The organism is Pseudohalioglobus lutimaris, from assembly GCF_002866825.1.
In the GTDB taxonomy this organism is placed as follows: domain Bacteria; phylum Pseudomonadota; class Gammaproteobacteria; order Pseudomonadales; family Halieaceae; genus Halioglobus; species Halioglobus lutimaris.
The window spans coordinates 1-20,483 of sequence record NZ_PKUS01000033.1; the positions used below are offsets into that span (position 1 = coordinate 1).

At 54.8% G+C, this 20,483-nt stretch carries 16 protein-coding genes and 1 pseudogene; 5 read left to right on the forward strand and 12 right to left on the reverse strand.

Features of this window, described 5'->3' with window-relative positions; genetic code table 11:
* The first annotated feature begins 631 nt into the window (after positions 1-631).
* The gene (locus C0039_RS17925) at positions 632-2,125 is read left to right on the forward strand and encodes a sulfatase family protein (RefSeq protein ID WP_207796482.1); all 1,494 of its coding nucleotides are present in this window, start codon (positions 632-634) and stop codon (positions 2,123-2,125) included.
* Here C0039_RS17925 and C0039_RS17930 read toward each other — a convergent pair.
* The 9 genes from C0039_RS17930 to C0039_RS21430 form a co-directional block, all read right to left on the reverse strand.
* Positions 2,097-3,413 carry a sugar MFS transporter gene (locus C0039_RS17930; RefSeq protein WP_243391658.1) on the reverse strand — a complete coding sequence of 439 codons (1,317 nt, stop codon included), beginning with the start codon at positions 3,411-3,413 and terminating at the stop codon, positions 2,097-2,099. The two genes, C0039_RS17925 and C0039_RS17930, sit on opposite strands and share 29 nt — an antisense overlap.
* A 59-nt stretch (positions 3,414-3,472) precedes the next feature.
* Positions 3,473-4,903 (reverse strand): alkaline phosphatase family protein, encoded by a 1,431-nt coding sequence (locus tag C0039_RS17935; RefSeq protein ID WP_423810693.1) that lies wholly within the window; start codon positions 4,901-4,903, stop codon positions 3,473-3,475.
* Between the two features lie 143 nt (positions 4,904-5,046).
* A complete protein-coding gene (locus tag C0039_RS17940; protein ID WP_101518849.1) occupies positions 5,047-6,273 on the reverse strand; it encodes a Ca2+-dependent phosphoinositide-specific phospholipase C in 1,227 nt (408 codons plus the stop codon).
* Positions 6,274-6,387: 114 nt separating this feature from the next.
* Positions 6,388-8,619, reverse strand: a complete 2,232-nt coding sequence (locus C0039_RS17945; RefSeq protein WP_165787179.1) for a TonB-dependent receptor — start codon at positions 8,617-8,619, stop codon at positions 6,388-6,390.
* A gap of 180 nt (positions 8,620-8,799) precedes the next feature.
* Entirely contained in the window at positions 8,800-10,014 is a 1,215-nt protein-coding gene (locus C0039_RS17950) for a helix-turn-helix domain-containing protein (protein ID WP_101518851.1), read from the reverse strand.
* Between the two features lie 141 nt (positions 10,015-10,155).
* A complete protein-coding gene (locus tag C0039_RS17955; protein ID WP_101518875.1) occupies positions 10,156-12,045 on the reverse strand; it encodes a DUF3604 domain-containing protein in 1,890 nt (629 codons plus the stop codon).
* Between the two features lie 202 nt (positions 12,046-12,247).
* The gene (locus C0039_RS17960; protein WP_101518852.1) at positions 12,248-13,981 is read right to left on the reverse strand and encodes an alkyl sulfatase dimerization domain-containing protein; all 1,734 of its coding nucleotides are present in this window, start codon (positions 13,979-13,981) and stop codon (positions 12,248-12,250) included.
* A 68-nt stretch (positions 13,982-14,049) separates the two neighbouring features.
* Entirely contained in the window at positions 14,050-15,585 is a 1,536-nt protein-coding gene (locus C0039_RS17965) for an arylsulfatase (RefSeq protein ID WP_101518853.1), read from the reverse strand.
* An 84-nt stretch (positions 15,586-15,669) separates the two neighbouring features.
* The gene (locus C0039_RS21430; protein WP_165787180.1) at positions 15,670-15,804 is read right to left on the reverse strand and encodes a DUF1302 domain-containing protein; all 135 of its coding nucleotides are present in this window, start codon (positions 15,802-15,804) and stop codon (positions 15,670-15,672) included.
* Positions 15,805-15,956: 152 nt separating this feature from the next.
* Between C0039_RS21430 and C0039_RS17970 the strand changes: the two genes are divergently transcribed.
* Positions 15,957-16,973 (forward strand): AraC family transcriptional regulator, encoded by a 1,017-nt coding sequence (locus C0039_RS17970; protein ID WP_101518854.1) that lies wholly within the window; start codon positions 15,957-15,959, stop codon positions 16,971-16,973.
* 191 nt (positions 16,974-17,164) lie between these two features.
* Positions 17,165-18,583: a dihydrolipoyl dehydrogenase gene (locus tag C0039_RS17975; protein ID WP_101518855.1), complete on the forward strand. Its 1,419-nt coding sequence runs from the start codon at positions 17,165-17,167 to the stop codon at positions 18,581-18,583.
* 63 nt (positions 18,584-18,646) lie between these two features.
* Here the strand turns inward: C0039_RS17975 and C0039_RS21435 are convergent, their stop codons facing one another.
* The gene (locus C0039_RS21435; protein WP_279304946.1) at positions 18,647-18,772 is read right to left on the reverse strand and encodes a hypothetical protein; all 126 of its coding nucleotides are present in this window, start codon (positions 18,770-18,772) and stop codon (positions 18,647-18,649) included.
* A gap of 12 nt (positions 18,773-18,784) precedes the next feature.
* On the opposite strand from C0039_RS21435, the pseudogene C0039_RS21360 reads away from it, so the two are divergent.
* A pseudogene (locus C0039_RS21360) lies at positions 18,785-18,973 on the forward strand (IS3 family transposase); the annotation flags it as partial.
* Here the strand turns inward: C0039_RS21360 and C0039_RS17980 are convergent.
* Positions 18,902-19,150, reverse strand: a complete 249-nt coding sequence (locus tag C0039_RS17980; RefSeq protein ID WP_101518856.1) for a hypothetical protein — start codon at positions 19,148-19,150, stop codon at positions 18,902-18,904. The pseudogene C0039_RS21360 and the gene C0039_RS17980 overlap by 72 nt on opposite strands.
* 365 nt (positions 19,151-19,515) lie before the next feature.
* On the opposite strand from C0039_RS17980, the gene C0039_RS17985 reads away from it, so the two are divergent.
* The gene (locus C0039_RS17985; RefSeq protein ID WP_101518857.1) at positions 19,516-19,731 is read left to right on the forward strand and encodes a hypothetical protein; all 216 of its coding nucleotides are present in this window, start codon (positions 19,516-19,518) and stop codon (positions 19,729-19,731) included.
* Positions 19,732-19,789: 58 nt separating this feature from the next.
* Here the strand turns inward: C0039_RS17985 and C0039_RS17990 are convergent, their stop codons facing one another.
* Positions 19,790-20,467 (reverse strand): YoaK family protein, encoded by a 678-nt coding sequence (locus C0039_RS17990; protein WP_101518858.1) that lies wholly within the window; start codon positions 20,465-20,467, stop codon positions 19,790-19,792.
* Positions 20,468-20,483: the final 16 nt, after the last annotated feature.

Here is a 20,483-nt window from a genome sequence, read left to right on the forward strand (position 1 = left end):
ATCGACAACACTCCTTCTCTGTACTAAGAGATTAGAATGTTGCGTCGACCGTTTGAATCCGCATACCTAACCTGGAAATAACCGGGGTCGCCTGAGTACAGTCTCAACCCGGGTATTCAATATTATGTGCCAATCGAAATTTCATACCTATATGCTGATGATCGGAACAGTGTTAATGCACGCATCGTATTGGGCTCAGTAGACAGCACATGGTCGATTGCTGTCTGGGGCCGAAATCTTACCGATGAGAACTATGGTTTGACTGGTGAAGACATCTACGGCAGCTATGGGGTAGTCGATACACTGCCACGTACCTATGGTATTGAATTGGGTTATCGTTTCTAGATTTCCTTGAAAAGAGGACGCTGATTACTCATGCTTAGCCCCCTGGACACCTGTGATCAGGTGGGGGGCTATTCCAGAATGCGGTTCAGCGTCAGCTACTTTCACGGGTAGTTCAGGGCCCCGCCCTCCTCCGACTTTGGCGGCACCTGAGAGTCGACCCAAATCAGAGGGTTTCCAGTTGGTCAAACGCGAACGTTTGGGCCGTGAGCTGACGTGAACTTAAGGAGAAACCTACTTGACCGTTTTAGCCGTCACCAATAGGCAGTTAAAGAAATGCTCCTTATACATGGTTATCTTGCTCGTTCAGTTTTCAACAGCTACCCCGTTTGCAAAAGCAGCTACAGCTTACACAGAACCAACCCATCTCCCCCCCAACATTGTTTTCATCTTCACAGACGACCTGGGATATGGCGACATTGCCAGCTACGGGGCTGCCGATATCAAAACGCCCTCAATCGACCAGATCGGTGAGGACGGGGTCAGGTTCACACAATTTTATGCAATATCGCCGGTTTGCACGCCGTCGCGTGCGGGATTTTTAACCGGTCGCTATCCGGTTCGCATGGGCATTCACCATGTTTTCTATGCCACAAGTGTTGACGGAATGCCCGAGTCCGAACTCACCATTGCGGAGGCACTACGTGACAGCGGTTACCAAACGGGAATGGTCGGCAAATGGCACCTGGGTCACCGCGACAGATTCATGCCCTTGAACCAGGGATTCGATGAATTCGCTGGCATGCCCTATAGCAACGATATGGTGCCGTACCCATTCATCAAAGGGACTGAAATCGTCGATAGAAATATTGACCAGACCCAGTTGACCAGGCGTCTCACAGAGGAGGCGACATCATTTATCAACGCGAACCGTGACAACCCCTTCTTTTTGTACGTTGCTCACGCAATGCCCCATGTTCCCCTGTACAGTTCCGAGCGTTTTTCCGGCGTCAGTGCCAGAGGCGCCTACGGTGATGCCGTTGAAGAGATTGATTGGAGCGTCGGGGAGATCCGTCGCGCTCTGGAAGACAACGGCATTCTGGATAACACCCTACTGGTCTTCTCAAGTGACAACGGCCCGTGGCGAATCATGGGCGATGATGGCGGCTCAGCCGGTACATTGAGAGGCGGCAAAGGCACCACCTTCGAGGGTGGGATGCGGGTGCCGACGCTGGTCATGTTCCCAAATACTATCCCTGCGAACAGGGTTGTCGAAGAGCCGGCCACAATGCTCGACTGGTTCCCCACTTTCATGCATTTTGCCGGCATTGAGAAGCCAGTGGGCAAGGAGCTGGATGGCGATGATATTCACGCCCTACTCACCGGTGAGGGCAGCCAGCAGCCCGCTCCCAGGGAAATCGCCTATTACTTGAAGGGTGAAATAGGGGCGTATAGAAAAGGAGACTGGAAACTCAAATTACCCTTTTCCAACCCACTGCCCATTCCTGACTTTCTGTTCCCGGTTCTCTCGCCAGAATCCGTAGTGGGCATACGTTCACACGACATGCTCCTGTTTAACCTCAAGGACGATCCGTCGGAGAGTAGAAACCTGATTGATGAGCATCCCGAAAAAGTGCAAGAGTTGCTACAGTCCATAGCAGACTGGGAGTCCGGGTTGGGAGAGCTACCTGCAAACATAACCGAACGTGATTTCTATATTTCACCTACCGTAGTTGCCTGGTTAAAACTACTGGCAAAAATTGCGGCTAGCAGTCTGTTAATCCTTGTCTTACTCAGCATCCTCACAGGCTTTCTTATTGGCCGGCGGCGGAGGCGGGATTAGCAGGAATTGAGCCGTGTAATCCATAATAGGCAATATAGATATAGCACAAGAGCGGAATGATAAAGGCCTGCTGTAAACCCAGGCTATCCGCTACTAAACCTTGTACAAGCGGCACAATCGCGCCACCCACAATAGCCAGGCACACTATCCCGGAGCCCTGACTGGTATGTGTTCCCAACTGGGCTATTGCCAGCGAAAAGATCGTGGGAAACATGATCGAGTTACACAAACCTACCAGTAAAATTGCCCACATAGCCAGGCTGCCATTACCCAACATTGCAATCGTGACCAGAACAACAGCGCATAACGCATTGCAGCAAAGCAAACGTCCCGGTTTAACATACCGCATTACTATCGCACCGATGAAACGGCCCACCATCGCGCCTCCCCAATAGTAGGCGATGTAATGCGCGGCCTGCGCTTCTTGCATTGCGGCAATGTTCTCCTGAGCGAGAAAGTTCACCAGAAAGCTGCCGATCGCCACTTCTGCACCAACGTAAAGAAAAATGCCCAACGCACCCAGCACCAGATGCTTCTGGGACCATATGCTGCCTGCTTCTGCTGATGCATGTTTCGTAGCATGGTGGGAACTGATAACAGGTAACTTTAATTGGCTAAAAACCAGCGCCATTACAGCGAGAATACTCGCAAGTAATATATAGGGAAGCTTTACCGCATCTGCCTGCGCCTGCTTTTCTGTCACGGCATCCAGCCCTGCTGTTGATACCGATAGGATTAGCACCGCGCCGATAAAGGGTGCGACAGTAGTCCCAAGTGAATTGAACGCCTGCGTCATGTTAAGACGACTGGAGGCCGTGTGAGGGCTTCCCAGCGCCGCAACGTAGGGGTTTGCTGATACCTGCAACACAGTTATGCCAGATGCCAGCACAAACAATGCACCCAAAAATAGCGGGTACTTCATATAACTGGCTGCCGGATAAAAAAGCAATGCCCCGAAGCTTGCAACAAGCAAGCCGGCAACAATTCCCTTACTGTAGCCAATGCGCTTGACCAGTGCCCCTGCTGGTAATGAAATAAGAAAGTAGGCCCCGAAAAAACAAAACTGGATCAACATGGCCTCTGTGTAATTGAGGTCAAAAACGGCTTTCAGGTGAGGAATCAGGATGTCATTGAGGCAAGTGATGAAGCCCCAGGTAAAGAACAGCATGGTAAGCGCAGTCAGCGCAGGCCGGTATGTCCCCGGCGCTCTCTGACTTTCGTGGGTCGTGTTGCCCTCGCCTTGCTTGCCCGCTGCCATGTGAGTGGCTGAAACTTGCTGCCCTGCCATAAGGGGTCTCCATTGTTCTCTTTGTTCAGACCACGTTCGTTGCCTGCTTAATCTTGAACTTAAAACCGGGCAGCGTGAACCATCACGTGGAAAAGGAAGTTCTGCTCAACCACGCCTCGAATGAGATGAGCCGAAGGACCGCGCGCATACACCGCAACATCCTCGCCGGCATGCGTTCCCTCCTGTAGTGGCACCAGGGCGGGTTGCTTGAAGTTTTTTGCCGACGTGTCGGTGTTGTGCACGTCCGCCCGATTGCCTTTTACCCTGGCGCCCGGGCCAGAATAGTACCCCAGGGTTGTATAGGGTTTGTTATCCAGGGCCTTCTCATACTCAGTTTTTGCCTCACCGCCGTTATCATTCGCAACCACTTTACCCAGAATAGGGTTGCCCCTCGTGGGTGCTCCTCCCATTGTTAACGTATGTGAGTGGTCAGCGGTGACAATAATCAACGTGTCATTCCTGCTGGTCATTTTTACAGCCTTGTCCACGGCCTCAGCCAGGCCAACCGTCTCGGTTAAAGCACGATAAGCACTCCCGGCATGATGCCCTTTGTCCACCAGGGCTGCCTCCACAAGCAAAAAGTAGCCTTCACTGTGTCGCTGTAATATCTGCAGAGCTTTTTCTGTCATGGCTGCCAAAGAAGGTCCTGCAGCAAGCTCTTCAGCGCGATCTGCCTCAAACGGCATATGGCTTGCATCAAAGAGGCCCAGTACAGGGCCTGTGGAATGAGCCGACAGCTTGTTTAGCATTGCCTCGTTCCAGATATACTTGCCGTCAGGGTGCTTTTTTTTCCACTCTTCAATGAGGTTTCTCTTGTCTGCCCTTTTCCCTTCACCGCCTTCCCCATCAATAAACGATACGGGTAGAAAATTTTCCCGACCCCCGCCAAAGGCCACCTCAATACCATTACCGTAAGGAAACTCAAGGAGTTGTAGTGCAATATCCTTGCAGCCCGCTGCCTTTTCGGCCTGCGGAATGTTTACATCGCTCTCCCAATCTCTTTCCGGGACATGTGCATAAGCCGTCGCTGGTGTCGCATGTGTCAATCGCGACGTTGTTACGATACCTGTAGCCAGGCCTCTCTGTTCCGAAAGCTCCAGAAAACTTGCCGTGTGATGCCCCCGGGACGAGCGACAATCACCCCGCGTTACCGACTGGTCGACTGAGATAACCCCGGCTTTGGTTTTAACGCCGGTCATGAATGCGGTAGCGGTACCTGCTGAGTCGGGCACTTGCTGGTTCACGTTGTAGGTTTTAGACAGGGCAACGTTGGGAAACATCTCCCAGGAAAGAACATGCTCTTCGCCCACCATGCCTAGCGATTGCCCTTCAAAAATGCGTGATGCTGTCACCGTGCTGACACCCATGCCGTCTCCAACAAACAGGATGATATTCTTCGCCCTGTCTTTCACTGGCTCAAGTGACAGATTCTTGTGCAGCGTTTCCTGCGCCGCAGCGAACCAGTTGCTATTAGCTTGAGGCAAGTACACCTCTGGCGTTGCTGTGCTGCCGGGAGATGAACAAAGCAACAATGCCGGAAGACAAAGCCCTGCAAGACAAGGTCGAGCTATACGAAGCATAAATGCTCTCCAGGAAATTCTACGCGTCTGGTCTGGTCATTTTTTTTATGCAATCACTGACCGATTGAGCAGTTGCTCGCCGAGTTAACCGGGTTACAGCGTGCGCCGCCGGAAAACGGGGTAACCGAGTAGCTGTTGCCATAGATATTGGGTTGCGCAAAAAAGTCGGTTGATATCACTTGTGCACCGCTCGCCAGTGTCTTGTCCCGGCGTTCTGTAGCGTTCAGTAATGCTTCATGGGTGTCGATATCTGCGCGGGAGCGGACCAGGTAACCGCGCTTGACCAACGAGGGAATAACAGCAGGGTCCGTGAGATGATTGTCCACCATCACAAACGCGGTATGCGGCATGCCGGGTTTGCCCTGCATGAAAGCCATTCTCCCTTTCAGGGAGGGGCGCCTGGCAGTGTAGGGTGAGAGTGCCTCAAAGTTTTCACCCGGCACCAGCAGCAAGAACACAAACTTACCGCGTGACTGATCAAGCCTGGGCCAGCCATCCTGGGACAATGCGGCAGCCTCCAGCGTGGCCGCAGAGCCACGAAGGTCATCGGGGGTAAAGACTCTCTTTCTACCGAGAACCTCCTGTATGCTGCTGTCCATCTCATCAAAGTCCATCTCAGTAAAAGCATCAACTTCCGCCGCCCCCGGAATCGCCCTGTTCAGCCCGGGCAGCTTGGGTTCCAACAGGACAAATACAGGTGAATGTCCGGGGTTCTTTTCCGACCACTGACGCATTTGCGTTAAGCAGATCCTGAAGGTGGGACAGTGACTGCGAAAATCCACATCCGCGACATGCAGTACTTTCAAGCCTGGTTCCCGCAAGGCATTGTCGTATAGCGGTGCCAGGTCCTTCTCTCCCGCTTCGCGAAGTTGCCGATACGGCAGCGGGTCGGCAAAGCGACCGCCTTCACGATCGACGTAGAGATCAATCTCCAAACTGCGCAGACCCGCGCGCAGCTGGTATTCCAGAGGCGGGTGAATGTAGTCCAGCGATGCGCCAAAACCCTTCTCAAGCAAAACCGGGTGCTCTTCAGCAAACTTGGCCTTTTCCTGCGAAGACATCCTGGTGAACATGCCTTCAAATATCGCTTGCAGACGCGGCGCCATGATCGCCATCGCTCTTGGGTCGGGTGGCTGGGCGTAACTGTTATGCGTGCCGATAACCTGAATTTGATTGAGCCGAGGTTGCGTACCCTCGCCTGATGCCACGGCTATACTGGCTCCAGCCAACATCCCCGCCACAAGTAAAAATAGCCTGCAATGCAACTTACTATAGTTCATAAAATCGTCCTGCCTGATGGATCTACGCTTGCCGATTAGGGCCACCGTCGCTGGTATTCCTCTAGCTGGCGATACGCGGCAAGGCGCACGCTGGCTGGCACACCGAATGAAAGGCTAAAAGTTGAACCGGGCCTCTACCCCAAAGTAGCGCTGAGTACTGCGGGGCGTAATCTGCGCCCGCGCCGTCGCATTGCCGAAGAGTCTGGATACGTCCAGTTTGCTGGTGGCGTAGCCTTCATCCAGCAGATTATTGGCAAACAGCGTTACGCTGTAGCGACTGGACTTGTCATTGATGCCTAACCTCAGATTCACCACTCCATAGCTGTCCTGCGTCAGGTTGGGGTTCTGGTTAATCGACAGGAGTGTGTCATCCTGCCAGGAATACAGCACGTTCGCGAAGGCATCAAACGGCATGGTGTCCAGCGGCAGCCGGTAGTCCAGCACCGCTGTATATTTCCACTCGGGAGCGTACGGAAGGCTGCCTCCATCAATGGTCTGAGCCTGGTTGACGCAACCCTGTTCCTCGGTTTGTCCGGTGTAACAGCTCGCACCGTCATAGTCGTTCACGACCGCGTCGATATACGCAGCGTTGAAGGTCAGGGTGGCATTTTGACTCAGTAAGGCGATACTTTCCAATTCGACACCACGCGTATTGAGCTCTCCAACGTTGTTCAGCTCGAATTTTATAACCTCATCGACGATTTCCGCGCGCTGCACCTGAAAGCCCTCGTAGGTTGTATAGAACGCCACGAGGTTAAGCTGTAACCGCCTCTCCCAGAGGTTACCTTTCACACCGATCTCGTAAGAGTCCGATGTCTCGGGGTCGATCAGGTTCCTTACCCCCACATCGAGATCAAACACCTGGCCTTTATAGCCCCGCGTATAGCTGGCGAAGGCCATCGTATCCTCGCCAATAAAGTGCTGCAGCGACAGCTTACCTACGACCTGTTCATCGCTGGCCGTGTCGGAAAAGGGAGTGTCCTCGGCGTTGGCGAAGTTTTCGTAATCTGCCGATATTTCCTCTTTGATCCAGCGCAACCCGCCGGTGATGCTGGTGCTGTCGGTAAATCGCCAGGTCAGCTGGCCGAAAAGCCCCAGGTTTTCGTTTCCGGCGCTGGACGCAAAGTCGGCGGGAGCAAGGCTCAGGTTACGGAAGAAGGTTCGCTTGGTTTCAGCATCTGAATAGTACAGGCCGACCACATAGTCATAGCTGTCGTAAGCTGGCGAGGCAATGCGAATTTCCTGGGAGAAAAAGTCAGTTTCAAACCACCCCACTGAATACAGGCCGCCGCTCTCGCGACCGCCTGTCAAATACTTCAATACGTCAATATCCCCGAAATCGACATCCTGGTTGACGTTGAACTCCCAGTTATCGACAGCGGTGATCGATGTCAGGGTGAATTCACCCAGGTCGAGATTCAGCCTTACGTTGGCACCTTTGGTAGTCGAGTCGTTTTGTGGGCCGTCGTCTGCACGAAAATCCTGGTTGTCTTCTCCGGGTGTAATACCCTCGGCAACTGACTCGGGGATAAAACCGAAGAGTTTTGCGTCAGGATCAAACTCCGTCCACACCCGCGCACAACAGTTGGTTTCATCTTTCATGTAATAGGCGGTAAAGTCAGCCTGGATGGACTCGTTAACGTCCCATCTAAGTTTGCCTCGTACATTCTTGTTTTTACTACCGTTTTTGTCTTTTTCCCCTGCGGTTAAATTGCGAATGTAGCCGTCACGATCACTCCAGTTTCCACTCAGTCGATAGCCTACACTATCGCTCAATGGGCCGGATATTGATGCCGCTACCCTGGTCTCATCATCGTCGGTAGCGGTTAGAATAAGGTACGATTCCAGCTCTTCACTGGGTGCTTTGGTGGTAATGCTCAGCAAGCCTGCTGACGCACTTTTTCCAAACAAGGTATTCTGTGGCCCGCGCAAGACCTCTACTCGTTCTATATCCATCAAGCCCGCCATCGTTTGCCCGGATTGCACGGCGGCAACCTCGTCTACGAGAACAGCCACACTTTGCTCTACACCGATGCCGAACGTGATAGTGCCAATTCCTCGTATACTGAACGCACTATTCTGGGCGTGATTTGCTTCTCTGACGGTCAACGAAGGCGCGATCTTGACCAGGTCTGTAGTCGACTGGATGCCAATATTATCTATCATGTCCCCGCTGATGACGGTGAGTGCAACGGGAATGTCCTGCGCACTTTCGACTCGTTTCTGTGCTGTGACAAGCACTTCCTCGATAACCAGGTCCTGCGCCGAAACTGGCATATTGACACTACCCAGACTGGCGGCAATGGCCGGTGCAAGTATCCAGCGGGAGGGAGTTGTGGGCTGCATACGCTTTCCTCTTCTTATTCTTCGGATGGAGTTGTGTTCCATCTGCTGACAAGATACCCGGCAATATCGTATAACTACTCGACCGCCGAATCCCTATAACGACTCAATACAAGCACATGGCAAAGGCTACAGACCTCCGATCTTAGAAGTCAGGAGGCGAAAATAGAGAAAGAGGAGACGTTATCGTTGCGTCTGCAGTTGGCGACGGTACTGGCTGGGCGTGCACTGGGCATGTTTTCTAAACTGGGCATAGAAAGAGGACTCTGAACTAAACCCTGACGACAAGGCGATATCCAACACTTTACGCTTCTTTTGGTCGGGGTTAGCCAGTAGACGCTGAGCATAGGCGACCCGCTGGCTATTGATGTAGTCAAAAAAGGTCACCTGAGCCCGGCTGTTTATCACCTGCGACAAGTGGGCCGTCGACATCCCCAGGGTGTCTGCCAGTTGCTTGATGGTCAGGCCACTGCGTAGGTAAGGTTGCTCTTCGTCCATGGCATGCTGCAATCGCTGCCAGTGCTTATCGGCATCTGCCGCAGACAGACCTGTGTTGTGGTATTTGGATTCGCTATCACCGCCCTCAACTCCAGGATCACTACTATTGGCCTGCGTACCATATATCTGCGGTTGGCGGACACCCATCCAGCCGGCGTAATAAATTAGTAGGAACATCACCAGTACCGGAACCACACGGCCCCCTGAGGACACCGGGTCCTGGGAAAAGAGCCGCAGCATCAAAAACACCAAAGAGATCAAACTTACTGCCAGCACCAGCCAATTGAGCCAGCGCAACCAGTTAAGGTTAATCAGCTCAATATCAGAGAAAACCAGTTCAATACGCCTGCGGTGTTTTTCCAGTTGCCAAAGTACCAGCACAGCATAACTACCAAGGTGGAACATCAACGCCACGAACTGTATTGCATAGATCTTTGATGCCATTGGCAGCGCTGCCAGCTGATAAGCCTGGTCCTCAGCGCTCACACGTTGTGCGAAATACAACTCGGCGGCCGCTTGCTTGGCCTCCGTTGTTTGCAGATACACAGGCAAGTACAGCAGTAGGCTGAACAATACCGGAAGGAAGTGCCAGGCCACGTTGCCGGCAAACTTGAATTCCCGGTCGGTGAGTGTTTTCGTGTATAGAAAAAGCAGTGGTCCCAGTGCAAAGAATAAAAATTGCCCCAGACCTGAAACCCATGGATAGCGTCGCGTCAGCCCGCTGTGCAGCAAGAAGGTTTGCAGCAGACTGACTCCCACAATCAGGACAAATACAGCCAGATACTCACTGGCCCGACGGTTGTCGCGCGCCTGAAACCACAGCAGTGGAGCGATAAATCCGACAAGAGACAAGCCCAGCAATGCGCACAGAGCCGTAGCGTCCATCTCAATCAATAGCATCGCAATCCATTCCTGGCTCTCTCAATCAAGCCTCTTACCGTTTTTGGAGACAGGCTTGAAGGTGCCCTGGCAAGATTAGGCCGATGTTTGTGACGCTGGTCAAATGCTTGCGTTCATAGTTCGTGTGACCGGAACCTGCCCTCAGGGGTTGTACCAGATGGGTGACGTATACGCGCGTTCGTCAATCCAGGTGTTTGCGCCTTCAGGTATTGCTACATCGAAGACCTTTGCGTCGAAGGTTGTCCAGCGCGGAGTCGGGATTTCAATCACACGAACATAATAGAAAGCCCGCTGCGAACGGTCAAAATGAGGATCTTCCCAGAACGTTGCCAAATAAGGAGAACCAATCGAGTTACTGTAGCTGGCGTCCCTGGCGTTGACCGTGTTACCAACGGGCGGGAGTTTGCCCTCTGCATCAGCCACCCTGTCGTCGGACCAGGCGATGTCATAGACCTTTTCACCTGTAGAACCATCGGCGTTGAGCCAGCCCTTGACCATTTGCACCCGGTCCAGATTCGCGCCATCAACGTCCCGCATCACCCTCACCAGAAAGCGCGGTGTCTTGCCGCGGGGGGCTGTGTTCAGGTCTGATCCCATGGGAACGCCGTTTTCGTAGCCGTACCTGGCGAAGTCGGGCCGATTCAGGTCAGCGGCGGTGAAGTCGAAGCCCCCGAATACCCGCACTGTCATCCGCGTTCCCGTGGTGGCAAACACTTCCTTGGCTGCCAGCGAATCCCAGATCGCTTCGCGCGTATTCTCGCGCGACCAAACGCCAACCAGCCCGGCCGCTGAGGCCATCCAGTGACGCTGCGGTTCTACATTACCTACCCGCCCGGTAATGGCTTCGTCGAAGCGGATCGGATCTGCTGTCGGCTCGGTGACAGCTACCTTGCCGTAAAAATTGTCCTCCGTCTCCGCGGTCAGGCCGGTGTGGGCATCCGTCGACCCAACTACCCCAAACTTGAAGGGGTTGACGCCAAACTGCGCCTCATAAGCCATGCCGCGCTTGAACGCCTCCCGGGCATATTCACGTGGCAGCATGTCCGGGGTCTTTGGCTCGGGACCGAAACTACCGTTATCCCAGGTCTCGTAATCGGCGAATTCATCTTCCGTGGAAAGCGCCGGGTGCGCTTCGCCATCACCCTTGATCTGCGTTATCTCGTAAAGCGGTTCCCAGCGCATACGCCTGGCGGCGTACTCAGCATCAAGCGGGCGTCGATCAGTGAGCGTCACGTCATCGAACATCAGGCCATTCGACAGGTTTCCGCCGTGGGGAATAGCCAGGATACGGCCGCCGGTCTTCGTCTCGTAAGCTTCCATCCAGTCCCAAAGTCGCTCCGGGTCGTCGGTATCGAAAGTCGAGATCGGGATTACCTGGTCTGCCTCCGCCTTGCCGCCGCGATAAATCACATTGCGATGCATATTCGCGCCATTGGGCTGCGAGGTCCATTCAAAACCGATCATCGCCGTGAATGCGCCGGGCAGGTTATTGGCATCGGCTGATTCCGTGGCGCGCTCCCACATTGTTTGCGCGAAATCGGTACCCGCCAGTGGGTCATTCCCGGAAGACACTGCCGCCAGCCAAAATTCATAAGCGGCAGTCATCCCGTCGATTCCGCCAATCGACATCTTCTTGATAATCTGCCTGCCCCATTCTGTTGCCGTCAGAACGGGGTCCTTGGTCAATACTGCCGCGGGCAGGCCAAGGTTCTCGGCGTGATCAGTCACGACCAGGAAATCGAGGGGCCGGGCCAGCCGCGCTTGCAAGCCAGTGTTCGAGGTCACAACCTCGCCACGCGCGTACCGGTAGGCATCGTCCGGTGTTAGCAGCGCGCCAACGAGCCCGGCATCGGCAGAAAAAGCAGTGTGCAGATGGGTGTCGCCAAAAAGCACCTGATTCGGGAACGTCTGTTCCGGATAGGGGGAGTATTTAATGCCAGAGCCAGGCGGCGTGGTGAGCGCATCTTGTGCTGATACAACATTAACCAGCCCACAGAGAGTTAGTGCACAGGTAATTTGTCGTACTTGCATTTTATCACCGTCCTGGCTTTCCACAAACAATTGCAGTGTGGCAAAAGCGAGAATCCAAGTCTAGAAAAAGCAGGCTGCTCGGCAGTGCATTCTGTGCCGGCCGTGTTGACCTGCTCGTCCACCCCCACAAATCCCTGTTCACTATAGTCAAATAAACCTGGCTCTGGATAATCCGGGACGCGGGTTACGAGTGAACCCGTGCTCAGCGTATCAGCGCGGCAAATTCGAGAGCAGCGCGGCCGTCATCTTGCGTGATTTTAGTTGATGGCTGTTCTAGTGCCTCAGCCAGTGTCAGCTCCCGACTGCCTACTTTCCTCATTGTGGCAAGATCGATATCGATTACCGCGTCGGCTTTTTCTAACGCGCCGCGCTCATAGTGCAGTGTTCCGTCATTGACCCTAAAGCTGAATGCGCCCTCTGCGGCAACGTTAAAAGTAACCGCTAGAGATTTTCCGTACGCGGGCGCTGAGCGAAAACGTTCTCCAAACAGTTCAAATGCAGCAGCTGCATCGCGCACCGCCCACTGGCGTGCACTGACGCGAGTTATCACATTGTCCCAATTAAAGGCGCCGGCTATCGCGCCGACCTCTGTCAACGCGTAATTACGTTCGGCAGCGCTTTCCGTGGTGTAAGCCACGCCGCGCAAACCTGCAATTTGCAGTTGCCTGGCGCGCGCATTGTCCGGGTTCGCGTCCAGCAGCAGTTGGGCCAGGCTCACCGCCCACCGGTAGTCCTTTGTCTCAATGGCCCCGGCGGCCGCTTGCAGAAGCTTGTCCTCGCCGATCAGTAGACTCAGTCTTCTGGCCTGCTCGCTGGCGCTATGCTGAGTCAGGCTATTCACATTCTGCACCCAGCCAGCCTCGTTGGTGTACAAGCCTCGAATTAACCAGTCCAGTGTATGGTACCGGGGCTGCAAGTCGGGGTTGTTGGCGAGTCGTGGCGGCAGCTCGAGCTCGTCGATGATCTGATCCGCATTGTAGCCCCTCCCTACATAGCCGCGTACCTGTTCATGCAGGAAAGCGATCACTTCGTGATTGCTGCGAATGATCGCTTCCAGGTCATTGCGACCGCGTACCGGTCGGCCGTGCCCGGGTACCATATCTTGCGCGTCCAGTGAGAGAATCTGGTCGAAGGTATAGAGAAAGCTTTCCGGCTTGCGCTCAGGCTCGTGCCGCGGGGTGATGACATAGGGCAAGGTGCCCCCAATCGCGTCCCCAACCAGAATGACTTTGTCTTCCGGTAGCCACACCATCAACTGTGCGTCAATGTCGCTGGGCGCGTAATGAAATTCAACGGGTATGCCGGCAATGGTGTGCTTCACTGGACCCGTTGCGGCGCTAACGTCGACGGTGTGGGTAGGTGGAAACGTTGCAGACAACGTGCCGCCTTGCAGCGCACCCCTGCCAATACCGGCGCCGTAGGTGCCTGCCGCCACATCCTTGTAGGGGAGCAGGAACCCCATTTGCGCCATGCCGCGTCGTATCAGCATGTCGCCGGAGTTCGTGTCGTACGCCACCTGTCGCTGCCAGTCAGTGTGAGCGTATATATCCACCCCCTCGACCTTGCCGTCAGCGAACAGGCCCTGAATTCCGGCAATATGGTCCGAATGCATATGCGTCAGGATGACCGCCTTGACCGGTTTTTTTGTTCCAGTAGCAGCACGGTAATCCGAGATGGCCTGTTGCGTGCGCTCGACAAACCAACCCGAGTCAACCACGATAAGGCCATCGTCCCCCTCAATGATGGTCCAGTTGGAGTAATCGTAGCCGAAAACCATGTGCACCCGGCCCTTGCGGCCGAGTTCGATTAGTTGCGGGTCGTCGAGATTGTCCTGGAAAGCAGCCAGCGCAGGGTTGACCGCAGGTTTCGGAGTGGGCATGTCGGCATAAACCGGGCCAGCAAGCAGTAACAGAGCCAAGACAAAGTACTTCTTCATTTTCGTTCCCCGCAAAGAGTGAATTCCTGCCGCCGGCCGATGCGTGCCAGCGGCGTTTACGCGTTTGTCTATTTTTTCTGGTACAGCGATTCCATTATCTGATCGACAGTAAAGGAAGCTGGCCTCTGCCGGGGCGGAAACTCCTGCAGCGTCTGCACGAACTGACCGACGGTCGCCTTGCCCATAACGCCAACCGTGGCGACTTTCTTGTCCCACCAGAGATTGTAGCTGTTGGAATCCGTGTCGGCCCGTTCGAAGGGATCACGGCGCAAGTGGAACACCTTGGGAATGCGCAACTCCACAAAGGGGTCGCGCCAGACGTCGAAGCGCTTGGCGCGCTGTTCTGCGAATACCAGTTTCCAGTCGCCCATTCGGGTGGCCAGCAGCTGGCCGTCGTCGCTGAAGTAGAAGAATTCACGCCGCGGTGCCTGCTGCTGTTCGCCGATCAGGAAAGGCAGGAAGTTGTAACCGTCCAGATGCACCTTGAAGCGCTTGTTGTCCACGCGCTTGCCCTGTTTCAGCTCGGCGACAACGTTATCGTCCCCGGCGGCAGCCATCAGCGTGGGTACCCAGTCCAGGTGCGACATCACCTGGTTGCTGACACCGCCTGCTTCAACCCTGCCCGGCCAGCGTATCATTGCGGGTACCCGAAAGCCGCCTTCCCAGTTAGTGTTCTTTTCACCGCGGAAGGGAGTGATGGCCGCATCGGGCCATTGATTGTAATGCGGCCCATTGTCGGTGGAATAGATCACTATGGTGTTGTCGGCGATCCCCAGCTGATCCAGCCTGGCCAGTAGCTGACCCACGTGGCCATCATGTTCCACCATGCCGTCATTGTAAAAGCCCTGGCCAGACGCCCCCAGCTGCTCCTGTTTCACGTGGGTGTAATAGTGCATGCGGGTCGAGTTGAACCAGACGAAGAATGGCTGTGACCTGGCGTGGGCCTTATCGATGAACTTCAGGGCAGCAGCAAGAAACTCCTCGTCGACGGTTTCCATGCGCTTGCGCGTCAGCGGGCCGCTGTCATCGATGCGGCCATCAGCGAAACTGCGGATTACTCCCCGCGGACCGAACTTCTCGCGGAACCCCGGCGCGGTGGGGTAATCGGGGTCCTCCGGCGCTTCCTCGGCATTGAGGTGATAGAGATTGCCGAAGAACTCGTCGAAGCCGTGGTTGGTGGGTAGGAACTCGTCCCTGTCACCGAGGTGATTCTTGCCGAACTGACCACTGGTGTAGCCCAGGGGCTTGAGCAGTGCCGCCAGGGTCGGGTCCTCTGGCTGCAAGCCGAGGTCGGCACCGGGGATGCCTACCTTGGTCAGCCCTGTGCGGATAGGGTGCTGCCCCGTTATGAACGCCGAACGGCCGGCGGTGCAGCTTTGTTCGCCGTAATAGTCGGTGAAAACCATGCCCTCGTTGGCAATCCGGTCAATATTGGGTGTGGGGTAGCCCATCATGCCCAGACTATATCGGCTGATATTCCAGTAGCCGATGTCGTCCCCCCAGATAACCAGAATATTCGGTTTTTCAGTCGCTGCGCTCAAACTGGAACCGATGAGGCAGACGAGGCCAGCCACCAGGCTTTTTATTGTGTGTTGCTTGAACATGGGCACACTCTCCCTATATGGAAATGAGTCTAAAAAAACCGGGGCACGGTCGAACTGACTCGGTTACCCCGGAAGCACTGCAGATCAGAATGTTCGCTTGACAGTCAGTGATACGTTGTCGCGATCTTTCAACAAGCCGCCTACGCCGGCATCACCGCCGCGTGAGTGGTTACGGCTACGGCTGGCAGTATGCTGGTCAATAGAGTGATTTTTTTTCATGAGTTTTACCGTCTCTCATTCATTATAGATTCTATGGGCATTCACACGTATCAGGCAGTCAGCCACGTACAAGCTTAGCAGGCTAGCATTTAATAGCTGTAGGGCATTTGATATATTGCGCAATCACACCAACAAATCAGCAGCAAGCTAGCATGCCTTTTTTTCCTCTACGTCGGTCGCTAGACAATATTGCACAGCTGGTCGAGGGCTACGGTCAGGACGTCAGTGATATTGCCTCGACCGTGGGTATGGGCCTCAGTGAAGCTGAACTTCGTGATGCCGCCTCTGACCCCGTGATATTGAACGACTTTCTGGAAGAAGCCGCTAAAGTGTGTAACCAGCGCTTTCTGGGGATCGAGTTTGCGAAGCTGCATGGCTGGGGGCTGATCAGTTCTGCATGGATGCTAACGTTGGGTAGTGGCACCGTAGGCGAGGCACTGCAACTACTTGCAGATCATCTGCAGCAACAGTCCAGCTTCACCACGGCATTACTGGAGATCACACCTAACGGTGCGGCTTACTGCTTTGAAGTGCGCGGTGTGCCGGCCTCACGACCTGTTATCCACCGCAGTCGTGTACAGGCCACGGAGTTGGGCCTGGCCCGTACGTGCCTGGAACTACGCGAAGTGTTGGGTGAACGCTGGATGCCGAGCCACTGTCAATTCCGGCATGCAGAACCACTGAACCTGGAGCCACTGCAGCGTATGTTTGGTAACGAGCTCAGTTTCAATCAGGATGTCAGCGCGATTTGTATCACCCAGGCCGACCTCGACGCCCCGCTGCCGCAACTCCAGGCCGCAGAGCGCCAGCGTCTGCAGGCGGCTCTTGAGAGTTCAGGGGAGGCCCTGGCGTTGCGGGTGGAAAGGGTGATTCGCTTTATGATGAACACTGATCGGTGCACCCTGGAGCGAGTTGCAAGCATGATGAAGAGCAACCCCAGAACCTTGCAGCACCAACTGAAGCAGGATGGCACCAGTTATCAAAGCCTGTACGATGCAGTAAGGGAAGATCTGGCAAAGTACTATACCAGTCACTCGCAACTATCCATTGCCGCGATTACCGAACGCTTGCATTTTACCGATACGGCAGCGTTTTCCCGCTTTTTTAGAGGTCGTATTGGCATGTCGCCCAGCAAATATCGTAACCACACCCCGGCTTCCCTCAGCTAGCGCTGTATTTCCCACCGCGTACTTCTCAATTTGCACAGACCTGCCTGGGCTTTATACGCGCAGGAGCTAGTCCTAACCGTCTGCGATGTGCATATGACATTAAGGGGGGCGGGTATCGCGCTTCTTGAGTTGCTGTTCTTACTCAGCCAGACTCAGCTATTGTTGTATTGTTTTCACCACGGGGAAGAGTCATGACGCGACAAGCAAAAGTGGTCATTCTTGGGGCCGGTACGGCCGGGCTAACGGCCTTGAAGGAAGCCCAGCGCTATACCGATGATGTGTTGCTGATCAACGCCGGCCATTACGGAACGACCTGCGCGCGAGTCGGTTGCATGCCATCGAAGGCATTGCTCGAAGTCGCCCATGCATTCGGACGTCGCCACTGGTTAGCCGCTAGCGGGATATGTGGTGTAGAGAAACTCGAGGTTGATCGGACCGCCGTCATGGCGCATGTGCGCGAGTTGCGTGATCGCTTCGTAGCGGGGCCGATCGGCACCGCCCAATCACTCGGTGAAAACAGCATCCATGGCCACCCTCGCTTCCTTGATTCTACTACCCTCGAAGTCAATGGTGAGCGCATCCAGGCCAAGAGCGTGGTCATCGCCACCGGTACCCGGCCAAACCTGCCCGAGGCGTGGCGCTCCCTCGGCGATCGCGTGGTAACGTCGGACAATGTCTTTGAGCTAGAGGCACCCGGGCGACGCCTGGGCGTGGTCGGCCTCGGCCCCATCGGTGTAGAGTTGGGCCAGGCTTTCGCTCAGCTCGGCTTCGAGGTGCATGCCTTCACTCGCGGATCCAGCGTGGCGGGACTGAGCGACCCCGAGGTCAATGCCTCGCTGCTCAATGTATTAAAGGACCAGATGACCGTCACTACCGGGGCGGATGCGACGCTGGGCCAGGGCGATGAAAGCGTGAAAATAAGTGGCGGCGGAAAGGAGGTAGAAGTGGATTGGGTACTCGCCTCCCTTGGGCGACGGCCCAATATCGAAGGGCTGGGTCTTGAGAACCTGGGCGTCGAGCTCGACAAGCGGGGTGTACCGCTTTTCGACTCGTCCACCCTTCGAGTTGGCGATCTGGAGGTCTTCATCGCGGGTGATATCAGTGGGCTGCGTCCGTTGTTACACGAGGCGGCAGATGAAGGCCGCATCGCTGCTTATCACGCACTACATCCTGAAGCCGCGTGTCTCAAGCGACGCACGCCCCAGGCAATTGTCTTCACCGAACCGGGCGCCGGTTACGCGGGTTTGACCCGCGCTGAGCTGCCCGCGAACGGCGTGGTAACGGGTACCGCCGATTTTACCAGGCAGGCGCGGGCGTTGATGGCGGGTCGCAATGCGGGCTGCTTGAAGTTGTATGCAAATGAGAGCGACGGGCGCCTGTTAGGCGCGGAGGTTGTGGCTCCGGATGCAGAGCATCTACTGCATCTTCTGGCCTGGTCGATTCAGCAAAACCTGAGCGTTAGTCAGCTACTTGAGATGCCCTTCTACCACCCGACTGTCGAGGAGGGTCTTCGCAGTGCTTTACAATCCGCTCGTCGCGAACTCGGCGTGCGACGCACCCAGCCCGATCTACCACTGTGTCACGAGGCGGCCGACTGGGCACTGGGTTAGTGCCTACAGAACCGGGTGCTGGTTATAACGCTGCGGCGTACAGGAATAGCGGGAGCAAAGGGCCTACTCAACAACCCGTGCTGCGAACAGCTGAATCAGGTCAATATTGCCGATCGCATCCGCTTTGTAGACCAGGATCACGGGCTTCTTGGTACCTTCGATTACGTGGAACAAGTGCAGCCCAACCAAGAGGTGAACGCCATGCCCGGAGTTAGGGAGGGGGCGGTACGGATGCTGCTAGATCAGCAGGGAAAACATGGATCCCAGTGGGCAGCGATGAATTCAGTAGCCCTCAGGGTCGGTTGCACCGCAGAAACACTACCCAAATGGGTTCGTCGGACCGAGCAGGGTCAAGGTATCCGCAAAGGCGTCACCAGTGATGAGCAGGAGGTCGCGCGGTGGCGGCAGGTTCTCCCGCATCGAGGCATTCATCGTCTTGAAACTGCCCAGTGGATCGTCTTCAGGATAGGCGCCAAGCACCTTGTCTATACCCGGAGGAACGTCACCTTCCCAGCCCGTAGAAAGAAACAATCCGAGTGAGCGGCAGTGACCGGGTGACTGCGACAACCGCAACCTTGCAGCGTCTCTGCACTCGGAACAGTCTGACTGCCTGGAACAACTGTCACCATTTGCGTAGGCAGTGCAGTGCAAAAAACGGCTGGCGCGTGGCTGGGTAATTGAATGCGATGCGTATCTACTGGGGGCGGTTTTATTGTCGGTACCAGGCGCCTTCCTGGCCAAACCGAAAAGCGGCCATTTCATTATCCTGTCTTCAGTCTTCAGTCTTCAGTCTTCAGTCTTGAGTCTTGAGTCTTGGCTATTGCGGACAGAGGCTATGGTAGGATTACGGGTTCGGGGGTCATCAAGGTGCCAGGATGTGACAGTGATATCGCGCTACCCGATCTGAAAGAGTATTAAAAAGGAGAATTCTTGTGGCATATTCCGGAAAATACGATTCCCCTGCAGACCTGTTGCTCGACGAAGACTTGAGCCACGACGAGAAAGTAAAAATGCTCAAACAATGGCGCAACGACGAGAAAGACCTTATACGCGCTTCGGATGACGGCATGGACCACGAGGCTCGCCCGGATGTTCTCAAACAGGTAAAAAAAGCACTGATCTCGCTACAAGAATCTGCTGCTGATTGAAGGCACGCAATCGCGAGGATGCCAACTTGCGTTAGCCACCCGTACTTCTGGGTGCGCACTAGTCATTTAGTGACTGTCTACTTTCGCTTTGCTGATAGAGGCGGTAGCTCAATGCCAGTGCTAAACATATAGACGCGGGTGCCAGGAGCGCTTTAAATACAACAGTGTTGAACAGAACGGCACCGAACGCCCCGCCTGAAATAAATCCCGCAACGATCAGCATAAACAGAATCGCTTTTCGTTTATCGAATGCCTCCCCTCTTAACACTGCGCCAACCATAATGCCCAGATCAGTAAATATGCCGGTCAGGTGCGTTGTGCGCACGATAGCACCGCTGTAGTTGGTCGCCATGGCATTTTGAATTCCGCAGGCAGCCGATGCAGCAAAGTGCCCATAGTACGAGCCTTTGGACAAGAGAAAGAATGCAATCAGGATGAACACGGCCTCAATCACTAGTGCAGTGTCGTAATGTCGCCCGAGTTCCAGCGCACTGCCGGAAAGCATAAACCCAGATATACAGGCGCCCATAAAGAAAGCAGCTAGAATGCCCAGTAAGTGAAGTGCGCTTTGCAACGTTCCGCCAGAGAACGTGGTGCCCAGTAGAGTAGCCGTACCCGATACATGCGAGACCGCCTGGTATTCGAAGCCTAGTAACCCAATCGCATTCACGCATCCAGCAACAAAAGCCAGAATAAAAGCGCCGTACTCGATCCATCTGGGTAATTGGGATATCAAACTCTGACCTCAAGCC

Coding starts and splice junctions, on each gene's coding strand:
- C0039_RS17955 (WP_101518875.1), bottom strand. CDS start 12,045: ATGCAAGTACGACAAATTACCTGTGCACTAACTCTCTGTGGGCTGGTT.
- C0039_RS17970 (WP_101518854.1), top strand. CDS start 15,957: ATGCCTTTTTTTCCTCTACGTCGGTCGCTAGACAATATTGCACAGCTG.
- C0039_RS17950 (WP_101518851.1), bottom strand. CDS start 10,014: ATGCTATTGATTGAGATGGACGCTACGGCTCTGTGCGCATTGCTGGGC.
- C0039_RS17975 (WP_101518855.1), top strand. CDS start 17,165: ATGACGCGACAAGCAAAAGTGGTCATTCTTGGGGCCGGTACGGCCGGG.
- C0039_RS21430 (WP_165787180.1), bottom strand. CDS start 15,804: ATGAAAAAAAATCACTCTATTGACCAGCATACTGCCAGCCGTAGCCGT.
- C0039_RS17930 (WP_243391658.1), bottom strand. CDS start 3,413: ATGGCAGGGCAGCAAGTTTCAGCCACTCACATGGCAGCGGGCAAGCAA.
- C0039_RS17965 (WP_101518853.1), bottom strand. CDS start 15,585: ATGTTCAAGCAACACACAATAAAAAGCCTGGTGGCTGGCCTCGTCTGC.
- C0039_RS17960 (WP_101518852.1), bottom strand. CDS start 13,981: ATGAAGAAGTACTTTGTCTTGGCTCTGTTACTGCTTGCTGGCCCGGTT.
- C0039_RS17925 (WP_207796482.1), top strand. CDS start 632: ATGGTTATCTTGCTCGTTCAGTTTTCAACAGCTACCCCGTTTGCAAAA.
- C0039_RS17940 (WP_101518849.1), bottom strand. CDS start 6,273: ATGAACTATAGTAAGTTGCATTGCAGGCTATTTTTACTTGTGGCGGGG.
- C0039_RS17945 (WP_165787179.1), bottom strand. CDS start 8,619: ATGCAGCCCACAACTCCCTCCCGCTGGATACTTGCACCGGCCATTGCC.